Annotated in this window: 13 protein-coding genes; 11 read left to right on the forward strand and 2 right to left on the reverse strand. The window is 46.1% G+C overall.

Annotated elements, in window-relative coordinates; translation table 11 throughout:
- Positions 1 to 113: 113 nt before the first annotated feature.
- The 10 genes from rpoE to V1467_RS05445 all read left to right on the forward strand — a co-directional run bounded on the left by rpoE (position 114) and on the right by V1467_RS05445 (position 8,721).
- On the forward strand, positions 114 to 692 hold the full coding sequence (rpoE, locus tag V1467_RS05400; protein ID WP_416307772.1) for an RNA polymerase sigma factor RpoE: 579 nt from the start codon (positions 114 to 116) through the stop codon (positions 690 to 692).
- Between the two features lie 14 nt (positions 693 to 706).
- A complete protein-coding gene (locus V1467_RS05405) occupies positions 707 to 1,333 on the forward strand; it encodes a sigma-E factor negative regulatory protein (RefSeq protein ID WP_416307773.1) in 627 nt (208 codons plus the stop codon).
- A gap of 1 nt (position 1,334) precedes the next feature.
- Positions 1,335 to 2,297, forward strand: coding sequence for a MucB/RseB C-terminal domain-containing protein (locus V1467_RS05410; protein ID WP_416307774.1), 963 nt, complete (start codon positions 1,335 to 1,337; stop codon positions 2,295 to 2,297).
- Positions 2,294 to 2,752 carry a SoxR reducing system RseC family protein gene (locus tag V1467_RS05415; protein WP_416307775.1) on the forward strand — a complete coding sequence of 153 codons (459 nt, stop codon included), beginning with the start codon at positions 2,294 to 2,296 and terminating at the stop codon, positions 2,750 to 2,752. Before V1467_RS05410 ends, V1467_RS05415 begins: the two co-directional genes overlap by 4 nt.
- A 200-nt stretch (positions 2,753 to 2,952) precedes the next feature.
- Positions 2,953 to 4,749 (forward strand): translation elongation factor 4, encoded by a 1,797-nt coding sequence (lepA, locus tag V1467_RS05420; RefSeq protein ID WP_416308655.1) that lies wholly within the window; start codon positions 2,953 to 2,955, stop codon positions 4,747 to 4,749.
- Complete coding sequence (lepB, locus tag V1467_RS05425; RefSeq protein ID WP_416307776.1) at positions 4,750 to 5,673, forward strand: signal peptidase I; 924 nt, start codon at positions 4,750 to 4,752, stop codon at positions 5,671 to 5,673. It abuts the gene before it with no gap.
- Positions 5,674 to 6,357 carry a ribonuclease III gene (gene rnc / locus V1467_RS05430; RefSeq protein WP_416307777.1) on the forward strand — a complete coding sequence of 228 codons (684 nt, stop codon included), beginning with the start codon at positions 5,674 to 5,676 and terminating at the stop codon, positions 6,355 to 6,357. It abuts the gene before it with no gap.
- Positions 6,350 to 7,246, forward strand: a complete 897-nt coding sequence (gene era, locus V1467_RS05435) for a GTPase Era (RefSeq protein ID WP_416307778.1) — start codon at positions 6,350 to 6,352, stop codon at positions 7,244 to 7,246. Before rnc ends, era begins: the two co-directional genes overlap by 8 nt.
- 5 nt (positions 7,247 to 7,251) lie before the next feature.
- On the forward strand, positions 7,252 to 7,899 hold the full coding sequence (gene pdxH / locus V1467_RS05440; protein WP_416307779.1) for a pyridoxamine 5'-phosphate oxidase: 648 nt from the start codon (positions 7,252 to 7,254) through the stop codon (positions 7,897 to 7,899).
- A gap of 24 nt (positions 7,900 to 7,923) precedes the next feature.
- Entirely contained in the window at positions 7,924 to 8,721 is a 798-nt protein-coding gene (locus V1467_RS05445) for a TatD family hydrolase (protein WP_416307780.1), read from the forward strand.
- Here V1467_RS05445 and V1467_RS05450 read toward each other — a convergent pair.
- On the reverse strand, positions 8,714 to 9,310 hold the full coding sequence (locus V1467_RS05450) for an AhpA/YtjB family protein (protein ID WP_416307781.1): 597 nt from the start codon (positions 9,308 to 9,310) through the stop codon (positions 8,714 to 8,716). The two genes, V1467_RS05445 and V1467_RS05450, sit on opposite strands and share 8 nt — an antisense overlap.
- 125 nt (positions 9,311 to 9,435) lie before the next feature.
- On the opposite strand from V1467_RS05450, the gene serB reads away from it, so the two are divergent.
- Positions 9,436 to 10,443, forward strand: coding sequence for a phosphoserine phosphatase SerB (gene serB / locus V1467_RS05455; protein ID WP_416307782.1), 1,008 nt, complete (start codon positions 9,436 to 9,438; stop codon positions 10,441 to 10,443).
- Positions 10,444 to 10,522: 79 nt separating this feature from the next.
- Here serB and xylA read toward each other — a convergent pair whose 3' ends face one another.
- Entirely contained in the window at positions 10,523 to 11,842 is a 1,320-nt protein-coding gene (gene xylA, locus V1467_RS05460; RefSeq protein ID WP_416307783.1) for a xylose isomerase, read from the reverse strand.
- Positions 11,843 to 11,972: the final 130 nt, after the last annotated feature.

Below are 11,972 nucleotides of genomic sequence, written 5' to 3' on the forward strand. Positions count from 1 at the left end.
AAGAGCAAAATCATCAAAATAAATCGAACTTATTACCTAACATAGAGTCTATTCATAGAGCTTGCATGAGCCAAATGCAGTTAAGTTGTAGTTCGTAGGGAGTATTGGCTCAGATGAGCGAGCAGTTTACAGATCAGCAAATAGTCGAGCGAGTGCAACAAGGCGATAAAAATGCCTTTAATTTGCTGGTAATAAAATATCAACATAAAGTGACCCATCTGGTGTCGCGTTATGTGAGAAATTCAGGTGATGTGGCCGATGTAGCCCAGGAAGCCTTTATCAAGGCTTACCGGGCGCTAGCAAACTTTCGTGGTGAAAGTGCGTTTTATACATGGTTGTACCGCATTGCTGTTAATACTGCCAAGAATTATTTAGTCGCTCAAGGTCGTAAGCCACCGGTTAGTGATGTGGATGCGGAAGAAGCCGATTATTATGACGGGAGTGATGCACTGAAAGAGCATGCATCCCCCGAGCGAAAGATGATGTCAGACCAAATGGAAGCAATGGTATTTGACACATTGGACAAGTTACCGGAAGATTTACGTATGGCTATCACCCTGCGTGAATTAGAAGGGTTGAGTTACGAGGATATTGCGAACGTGATGGATTGTCCGGTTGGTACGGTGAGATCGAGAATATTCCGCGCACGGGAAGCAATTGATAAAGTGGTTCAGCCTTTGTTAGAGCGTTAACCAGGATTTATTATATGACGCAGCAGAAAATAGAAAGCCTTTCAGCATTAGTAGATGGTGAACTCCAGGATGAAAGCATTCTGGGGGAATTGTCACAAAATTCTGAGTTGATGCAGAAATGGCAGGGTTATCATCTTGTGCGCGATACAATGCGTAAAGAGCTGCCTGCTCAATTGAATTTTGATATTGCTGCCGGTGTTGCTCAGGCATTAGCAAATGAGCCTACTGTTTTAGCACCTAAAAAACCGGCCTGGCGCGACTGGCCTGTGGTGGCCAATGTATTGCCATTGGTACGTAATGCCGGACAATTTGCGGTTGCTGCCTCGGTTGCTGCCGCAGTGATTTTTGGTGTGCAGTCTTACAACCAGCCGGTTGAAGTTGAACCATCCTTGAGTGCTCCACCTTCTTATTTAGGTTTGGGTGGGGTGCAAGGTGGTTTGTCGCCGGTTAGTCTTGAACAATCCCGTGCCTTACCGCGCCAGGATGTGCAGGATCAACGTCGTCAGGTAATTGCCTTTTTGACCGATCATCAGCAACAGATGCGCCGCAAAACGACAGAGTCAACACAGACGCCTCTAGAATTGACAGATGAGAGCAACGTTCAAGAGAATAGCTCTGTTGAGGAGCCTGAAGTTAAATAATATGTTTCGATTTATTGGGGTCATCCTGATTTGTATTGGTTCGGCAGCTTCGGCTGCCGAACTGCCTTCTGAAGATAATGCCGAAGCCTGGTTAACTAAAATGGCGAACTCACTACGCGGCATGAATTACGATATGTCCTTTGTGGTGTTGCAACCCTCTTCAGCTGCAGAACCTTATCGCTGGCGGCATGCCATTGTTGACGGACAGGAAATGGAGCATTTAAGCCTGCTTAATGGCCCTGGCCGTGAAATTGTGCGAGTCGGCAGCAAAGTAAGCTTTTTTGAACCCAATGTTCCCGCCTATTCGTTAGCATCCGATACGATTAATGGTCCCATCCCTGCGGTGTTATTTCACCAGCCACTGGAGCTGGAAAATGCCTATCATTTTGTGCTGGTGGGGCGTAGCCGTATTTCTGGCCGCTCCACTCAGCAAGTGCGTATTGTGTGTAAAGACAAGAATCGCTATGGCTTTAATTTGTGGCTGGATCAGGAAACAGGTTTATTGCTGAAGCTGGATATGGTTGATCAACAGGGAAAAATTGTTGAGCAAATTCAAACTACCTCAATCAATGTGACTGAAAAGCCAGCTGAAATTTTTACCCGTATTGAAGAAGCCAAATTGCCTGCTGTCGTTGATGTTACACCTCGTAATTTGCAGGCTCACCAATGGCAACTTGACTGGTTACCCGAGGGGATGGCGGAAGTGAAACGTGATACTCATCGTTTATCTGTGACCGGCCAGATTGTTGACTATATCTTGTTGAGCGACGGTTTAGTTGATGTCTCAGTTTATCTGCAAGACGGCGATATGGCGGAAACCGGCAAAAATGTTTATCGGCATGGCGCCGAAACCTATTACTCCTATCATCAGGGGGCGCTGGAAGTGACGATTGTCGGTAAGCTTCCGGTACAAACCGCAGACAGGATTGCACAGTCACTCTCTATCCGGAGTATGCCGAATTGATTGAAGAAACCGGCATTATCACTGCTATTAATGGCGCACAGATTTGTGTTGAAACTCAGATAAAATCAACTTGTAGCGGTTGCCAGGTGAATAGTCACTGTGGCACCGGAGTCGTAGCCAGAGCCTTGTCGCCAAAAAAACAGCAACTTGTGCTGGATTGCTATCAACAGGTTCAAATTGGTCAGCAAGTTAAACTGGGGATCCCGGAGCAAACCTTATTAGCTGCCTCGGCTCTGGTTTATTTACTACCTGTCGTTACCTTGTTATTGACGGTGATACTGGCGCAACTTTGGCTGGAAACTGAAGGCGCGGTTATTGTCACAGCATTAATCACTTCCACGCTAAGTTTTATGGCGGTGCGATTGTTGTTACAACGTCAGCCAGAGCAGTACCAGCCCAAATTAATTGCTGTTATTCCTCAATCTATTTCGGTAACGCAAATCGCCACATCCTGACAATATTCGATTGTTGCATGTTAAACCAAAACGGATCACTGCAAGTATCTGCCGCTAAAGTGCAAGATAGATCGCAAATGTGTACATAAAACGGTAAAATCAGCGCCAATTTTTATTTGTCGTTAATTTCCGGATAGCGGTTAGCCAGTTCAGCGGCCGTCACGGCGTCATTAAGTAGTAGGTAAATGTCAGAAAACACCATGCAACACAAGCACATACGTAACTTTTCCATTATTGCCCATATCGATCACGGTAAATCCACTTTATCCGATCGCCTGATCCAGCATTGTGGCGGTTTGACTGAGCGGGAAATGGCGGCCCAGGTTCTCGACTCGATGGATATCGAGCGGGAAAGGGGTATTACCATCAAAGCCCAAAGTGTTACCTTGAATTACAAAGCCAAAGACGGCGAAACTTATCAACTGAATTTTATTGATACCCCGGGACATGTCGACTTTACCTACGAAGTGTCCCGTTCGTTGGCGGCTTGCGAAGGGGCGTTATTGGTGGTCGATGCCGGACAAGGTGTTGAGGCCCAGACATTAGCCAACTGTTACACCGCTATCGATATGGATATGGAAGTGGTGCCGGTATTAAATAAAATTGATTTACCCCAGGCTGAACCTGACAGGGTGGCAGAAGAAATTGAAGATATAGTCGGTATTGATGCGTTAGACGCAGTACGTTGTAGTGCTAAAACAGGCGTGGGTATTGAAGATGTGCTGGAAGTTATTGTTAAACGTATTCCGCCACCGGTAGGCGACAATAACGGTACATTAAAGGCACTGATTGTTGACTCATGGTTTGATAATTATCAGGGCGTGGTGTCATTGGTGCGGGTGATGCAAGGAGAGTTACGCTCCACCGACAAGATAAAAATTATGTCTAACGGCCAGGTTCATCAGGTGGATAAAGTCGGAATATTTACCCCAAAAATGACCGATACCGGCATTTTAAGAACCGGCGAAGTTGGCTTCGTGATTGCTGGCATTAAAGAAATTCATGGTGCACCAGTAGGGGATACTCTTACTCTGGCCAAGGCTCCGGCAGATAAAATGTTACCCGGTTTTAAAAAGGTTAAACCTCAAGTTTACGCCGGGATGTTTCCGGTCAGCAGTGATGAATATGAAGACTTCCGCGATGCGTTGTCCAAATTAAGTCTGAATGATGCGTCTTTGTTTTATGAGCCGGAAAGCTCCGCAGCGCTTGGCTTTGGTTTCCGAATTGGTTTCCTGGGTATGTTACACATGGAAATTATTCAGGAGCGTCTGGAGCGCGAATATGATCTGGATCTGATTACTACTGCACCAACAGTAATCTACAAAGTGATCACCACTAAAGGTGAAGAGCTGATGGTGGACAATCCGTCCAAGCTACCACCAGTCAATGACATTGAAGAAATTAATGAGCCTGTTGTTGAGGCCAATATCCTGGTGCCACAGGAATTTTTAGGCAACGTAATTACCTTATGTATCGAAAAGCGCGGTGTGCAGGTTAGCATGACCTATCATGGCAAACAGGTGGCGCTAACTTATGAGTTGCCGATGGCCGAGGTGGTGATGGACTTTTTTGATCGCCTCAAATCCACCAGCCGCGGCTTTGCATCACTTGATTACAATTTTAAGCATTTTCAGGTTGCCGATATGGTCAGGTTGGATATTCTAATCAACGGAGAGCGAGTCGATGCCTTGGCAGTGATTACCCATCGGGACAATTCTGTGCGTCGTGGCCGTGATCTGGTTGAAAAGTTAAGAGAGTTGATTCCCAGACAAATGTTCGACATCGCAATTCAGGCAGCTATCGGGAATCAGATTATTTCGCGTAGCACGGTTAAACAGTTACGTAAAAACGTTATCGCCAAATGTTATGGTGGTGATGTCAGTCGTAAGAAAAAGTTGTTACAGAAACAGAAAGAAGGCAAAAAGCGCATGAAACAAGTAGGTAATGTTGAATTGCCGCAGGACGCTTTTTTAGCAGTACTTAAAACAGGAAAGTAAATGGCTAATTATTTCTCGATATTCTTGGTTATCCTCACCCTTGCATCCGGCTTAATCTGGTTAGCAGATTCAATTTTATGGGCCCCTAAACGCAAAGAACGTATCGCGTTGGCGAAATCCAATACTCAAGGTGAAATTGACGATGAAACTTTGGCGGCGGTAGCCCCTTTGCCGGCTGTAGTCGATACCGCCCAACAGATTTTCCCGGTTATCGCTGTGGTGTTGATTCTGCGTTCATTTTTGTATGAACCTTTCCAAATTCCCTCCGGTTCGATGATGCCTACTCTGCTGGTGGGGGATTTTATCCTGGTTGAGAAATTCAGTTACGGTTTAAAAGATCCGGTTGTCCGGCATAAATTCTGGGACTTGGGCAGTCCTGAACGTGGCGATGTGGTGGTATTCAAATACCCCGAAGATCCCAATGTTGATTACATTAAGCGGGTAGTCGGATTGCCGGGTGATAAAATTATTTACCGCAACAAACAGGTTTTTATCAAACCTGCCTGTGATCTGCCCGTGCAAAGCAAATGCCCGGCACTGGAACCGGTGGAAATGAATTTTGAAGCTCGAGGCGAGTTTTATCACGGCATGGTGCCGCTGGAACGTTTTAGCGAACAATTAGGCGATGTAAAGCATGACATCCTTAAAAATCCGGCCTCCTATCGTTCAGCAGAGCCCTATTATCAGCAGCCCGGTACTCAAGCAGATGAATGGTTGGTGCCGGAAGGACAATATTTTGTGATGGGTGATAATCGTGACAACAGCCGTGACAGCCGTTTTTGGGGCTTTGTACCTGATGACAATCTGGTCGGTAAGGCCGTTGCTATCTGGATCAGTTTTGAATTTGATCGTCCACCCAGCAGTGCTGTACCAGGCTGGATCCCCACAGGGGTCAGATTCTCACGCGTGGGCGGCATTCACTAAATGGTGCAACGCACGGATTTGAATGCCCTGTTTAAGGTGCTGGGTTATCAGTTCAATGATATTGACAATTTACGTCTAGCGCTGACGCATCGAAGTGCAAAAGGTCAGCATAACGAGCGTCTCGAATATCTGGGCGATGCCGTGCTGGGCATGGTGGTGGCGGAAGCCTTATTTCGACGTTTTCCCGAGCAGCCAGAGGGTAAACTAACCCGCATGCGCTCCAGTTTGGTTAAAGGTGTCACCTTGGCTGAGCTGGGTAATGAGTTCGGTTTAGGCCAGTTTTTGTTGTTAGGTCCGGGCGAACTGAAAAGTGGCGGTTTTCGCCGCAGTTCCATTTTAGCTGACGCCGTTGAAGCTATTATTGGTGCAATCTTTCTAGAAGCTGGTCTGGAGATTTGTAAGGAACGTATTCTGACCTGGCTTAAATCACGGATTGAACGCCTCGATCCTGATGAGCATCCCAAGGATCATAAAACCCGTTTGCAGGAGTACCTGCAAGGGCGTAAATTACCCTTACCGGAATATGAAGTGGTGGATATACGCGGTCAGTCACATGATCAGACCTTTGCGATTGAATGTCGGGTCAGTGGCCTGAAGAAACCAATTAAATCTGTTGGTTCAAGTCGACGTAAGGCGGAACAACAAGCCGCTGCTGAAGCGTTAAGAGAATTAACTCATGACTGAAAAAAGCTATTGTGGACTGGTGGCGATTGTTGGTCGTCCCAATGTGGGCAAGTCGACCCTGTTAAATAAATTATTGGGCCAGAAAGTCAGCATTACCTCCAGAAAACCGCAAACTACCCGTCATCGTATTATGGGGATTGACACTGAAGGGTGTTATCAGGCGATTTTTGTTGATACTCCCGGGCTACATATTGAAGAAAAGCGCGCCATTAACCGCTATATGAATCGTGCTGCGTCCAGTTCTCTGGATGATGTTGGTCTGGTATTGTTTTTGGTTGAAGGTACTCGCTGGACTGAAGATGACCAGATGGTGCTGAACAAAATTAAACAGGCCGGGGTCGAGACCTGGCTACTGGTGAATAAAGCCGACAATGTTAAAGACAAGTCAGCCATGATGCCGCATTTACAATGGCTGAGCGAACTGCACGATTTTAAACATATTATGCCCATGTCAGCCAAATTGGGTAAAAACGTTAAACAACTGCGTGAGCTGGTACATCAGCATTTGCCGGAAAGCGAGCACTTTTATCCGGAAGAGTATGTCACTGATCGTTCCCAGCGTTTTATGGCTTCAGAAATCATTCGTGAAAAACTGATGCGTTTTACCGGTGACGAATTACCCTATTCGGTGACGGTCGAGATTGAACAGTTCAAAATGTCGGAAAATGGTGTATATCAAATAAACGGCCTGATCCTGATCGAGCGGGCTAGCCAGAAATCCATGGTCATTGGTAAAGGCGGCAGCCGTTTGAAAACCATAGGTGCTGAAGCGCGTATGGATATGGAGCGCCTGTTTGATAATAAGGTCTTTCTGGAATTGTGGGTCAAAGTCAAAAGTGGCTGGGCCGACGATGAAAGAGCCTTGCGTAGTTTGGGATACGGAGAATAGCCGCGATGACTATCGAGCATCTGGCTGATATCAGGCGCGAGTACAAGCGCGAGCATCTGGATATGGATATGCTCAATACCGATCCTATGCTGCAATTCGAAACTTGGTTACAGCAAAGTATTGATGCCGGATTACCCGATCCTACCGCGATGACAGTTGCTACAGTCGATTCAACCGGGCAACCCTCACAACGTATCGTATTATTAAAGGATTCCGGCCCGGACGGCTTTGTATTTTATACCAATCTGGGTAGTCGTAAGGCGCAAGAGCTAAAAGCCAATAGTAAAATTTCGTTGCATTTTCCCTGGCACCATCTTGAGCGTCAGGTCAAAGTTTGTGGGGTAGCAAAGCCGCTATCGGTGGCCAGGGCTAGCCAATATTTTCTATCCCGACCTAAAGAAAGCCAACTGGCGGCCTGGGCTTCGCAACAAAGTAAACCCATTTCAACCCGTCAGTTACTGATGGCCCAGTTTGATAAAATGAAGCAAAAATTTGCTGACGGACAAATTCCGCTGCCTGATTTTTGGGGGGGGTATCAGGTTATCCCCCATGAAATTGAGTTCTGGCAGGGCGGTGAGCATCGTTTGCACGATCGCTTTGTTTACACTAGACAATCCGATAATCGTTGGACAATAGAGCGGTTGATGCCCTAGACCGAATAACGCGGGAGAGCGCTGTTGATCGACAGTCATTGCCATCTTGATTTTGCTACTTTCGACCAGGATCGTGATGCCATTTTGCAGCGCTGTGCTGAAGCAGGGCTGACAGATATTGTAATTCCAGGCACACAGCAGCAACTTTGGACAAAGCAAATAGCGCTTTGTCAGCGACAGCAACAAAATTCACCCGCACTTAAATTTGCACTCGGACTCCATCCTTATTTCCTCGACAGTTTCCAAACGGAACATCTTGGCCAGCTTAAGCTGTTACTTGAACAACATCTGTCAACTGCTGTGGCCGTGGGTGAAATGGGGATTGACCAGGCTATTGATATCCCGCTTGAGTTGCAAATATCTGTGTTTGAACAGCAGCTGGAGATAGCCAGTCAACTCTCATTACCGGTGATTGTCCATCATCGGCGCAGCCACCATTTGATCCAGCAATCAGTTAAACGCTGTCAATTCAAACAAGGTGGTGTAATCCATGCGTTTTCCGGCAGTTTGCAACAAGCTGAAGCTTATATCGAATCCGGATTCAAATTGGGCATCGGTGGTGTCATCACCTATCCTCGAGCGGCAAAAACACGGAAGACAGTATCAAAGCTCCCGCTGGATAGTATTTTATTGGAAACCGATGCACCGGATATGCCCATTTCGGGACGTCAGGGGCAACGTAACAGCCCGGAGTTTTTGCCAGAAATACTTGATAGTCTTGTTGAACTAAGGTCTGAGAGCAGGGCGGAAATTGAACGTATTACCGATCAAAATTGCCAACAATTATTTGCTTTCAACAAATCCCGAACTCAGGTTAACTAAGTTTATATTTGAGTTTATAAAAACCGCGAGTGACCAGTACACCAACTAAAAAGGCCAATATCACCAGCAACATAGCCTGATAGAGGATTTCTTGCTGATACAGGCGGAAAAACTGCAACACCTGATCTCGCCATAGCAATACGCGTAAATAGCCAATGACTTTTTGTTGCTGGTAAACTTCCTGCACAAACACAATCAAGCCGGCGTCTTCTTTGGGATCAAACAGACTGACAATGTCGTCATCGTTTTCGCTACCAACCAGTTTTTTGCCTTTATCATCAAACAGGGAAACGGAATGGATATGTGGATCGCTTTGCAGATACTGTAATTGCTGACGAATACCATCCAGGTCATTGGCAATTAGCCTATCGGTCAGGATTTTGGCATTTTGCTGGCTAATGGTTTTACCCAACTGGCTAGCCTGCTGCTGTAATTGGTGTTGATCCTGAATCACATTATTCAGCCACAGATAAATAATAATAAATGCAACGGCAACAGCGATAGCAAAATTGGCCAGGCGCTTAAAAATAGAAAGACCACTGGGTAATTCAGTACTTTCGCTTGCGGGGATATCGGTTTTTAATGACATAGAATACTTATTTGATTCGATGCCCACACAATACAAAAACTCCGGGACTTATTCCACTTATTAAGGTGGATTGGTATAACGCTATTGGTTAGAATTCGGCGTCATTTATTTTGTTGGAGCATCAGGTGCCGTCTGTTTCTTTTTCCGATTCGCAATTTCACAGTCATTTTTTTCTGCAGCAATTATGGTCAGATAGCAGCGAATCCCTCAGCGAACTAACCCAGCAGAATGTTCAGCGAACAACAGTCAAAACAGACGCAACGCATCGACTCATTATTGCTGCAGAGGGGCTAAATCTGGCCAAAGTTTATCAAGTCCAGCATGCATTAAATGACGGATTATCATTTGTTTCTTTCACTGATTCGGCCTATTCCCCCCATTGCCAGACTCAGGCCATAGTGGCGCAGGTTAATGTGCAGAATGAACAGGTGAATGAATTGCTTGAGCAAGTATCCGGTCAAACCCGTACCGAATTATTTTTATTACCAGTATGTCCCAGTTTGAACGCGCCAGGGTTATTGGTGATGGATATGGACAGCACCATGATCGGTTGCGAATGTATCGACGAAATTGCCTATTTGGCTGGCGTGGGCGAACAGGTGTCTGAAGTAACCGAGCTGGCAATGCAAGGCAAACTGGATTTTGCCCAGAGCTTGCACCAGCGTGTGGCCTGTCTTGAAGGGGTTCCCCTACCTCTGTTGCAGGGCTTGTTGGATAAACTGCCGATTATGTCCGGCCTAAGCGTACTGATTAATGAACTGAAAAAGAATGGCTGGAAAGTGGTGGTCGCGTCCGGTGGTTTTACCTATTTCGCCAATCATTTACGTGATCGGTTTGAGTTGGATGCGGCGGTATCCAATGTACTTGAAACAGCGGATAACAAACTGACAGGCAAAGTGGTCGGGCAGGTGGTTGATGCGTCGGTCAAAGCCGCCACAGTAAAAGAGTTAGCCGATAAATGGAATATTGATGCCGCACAGACCATTGCGATGGGAGACGGTGCCAATGATTTGTTGATGATGAAAGAAGCCGCTTATGGTGTAGCCTATCATGCTAAACCCGTGGTGCGACAGCAGGCCAAGTTGGCTATTCGTCATAGCGGTCTGGATACCCTTTTACATATATTTGGCTAGGTCTACTATTTTAAATAGGTGCAAATATATAAAAAAGGCAGAACATGATGTTCTGCCTTTGCTGTTTTCGGGCGAATGCTTATTTAAATAGTACGCCGTTAACCTGATTTTCCAGCAGCTCTTGCTGACCGGAAACATGCTTAGGTGCAAAGTCGTTGTCGGTAGCATGTTGAGCCAGTGATTCCAGGCTGTATTTACCGTCCAGAATCGCTTTGCCGAGCTCGGCATCCCATCCTGCATAACGTTTATCTTTGCCTTTGGCAATAAAGTCATTTTCAATGATCTCTGCGGCTTTTTTCAGGCCCAGCGCACAGGTATCCATGCCGCCGATGTGACCGTGGAACAAGTCTTCTGCATCGATACTTTGACGACGTAATTTAGTATCAAAGTTGAAACCACCGGTAGTGTAACCGCCATTTTTAAGAATTTCGTAACAGATCAGTGTCATTTCTTCCACGCTGTTCGGGAACTGATCGGTATCCCAGCCTAGTTGCGCATCACCACGGTTGGCATCGATAGAACCGAAAATACCCAATGCGAAAGCAGTGGCAATTTCATGATGGAAAGAATGACCGGACAAGGTCGCGTGGTTAGCTTCGATGTTAACCGCGAACTCTTTCTCGATGCCGAACTCTTTCAGGAAGCCATATACAGTCGCGGTATCGTAATCATACTGGTGCTTGGTTGGTTCCTGTGGCTTGGGCTCAATAAGCAGTAACCCGTCGAAACCGATTTTATATTTATGCTCGACTACCATTTGCATAAAGCGGCCAAACTGCTCGCGTTCACGCTTAAGATCGGTATTCAGCAGGGTTTCATAACCTTCACGGCCACCCCATAATACGTAGTTGTCGCCGCCCAGTTTTTTGGTGGCGTTCATGGCGTTGAATACTTGGGTTGCTGCGTAGCTGAAAATTTCCGGATTAGGGTTAGTTGACGCACCAGACATATAACGCGGGTTACTAAATGCGTTGGCCGTACCCCATAACAACTCAACACCTGTATCTTGCTGTTTTTGCGCCAATACGTCGGTCATTTTGGCTAAATTGTTAACGTATTCCTTGATCGAATTACCTTCAGGCGCCACATCAATATCGTGGAAGGTGTAATAAGGTACATTCAGTTTTGCAAAGAACTCAAAAGCCACATCGGCTTTTTGCATGGCTCGTTCCATTGCATCGCCCGGCTTCAGCCAGGGGCGACCGAAAGTTCCGGCACCAAAAACGTCTGCGCCATCCCAGCAGAAGTTATGCCAGTAACAAGCAGCGAAGCGCAAATGTTCACGCATGGTTTTGCCCAGTACTTTCTCTTCCGGGTTGTAATGTTTAAATGCTAAGGGATTGGTAGAACTGGATCCTTCGTATTGGATCTTGTCTACATTGCTAAAAAAATCTGACATAAGACGCTCCGGTCATTATTTTACCCGCATGGCGGGTACTGACTAAAAAAGTTTGGTGATTCTGGGCTTTGTTGCTCTGAGTCACAATTACGGATTTTGAATCGCTTTTTCCTTTTTTGCGTTTGCACAA

This window comes from Neptunicella plasticusilytica (genome assembly GCF_047922965.1).
Classification (GTDB): Bacteria; Pseudomonadota; Gammaproteobacteria; order Enterobacterales; family Alteromonadaceae; genus Neptunicella; species Neptunicella plasticusilytica.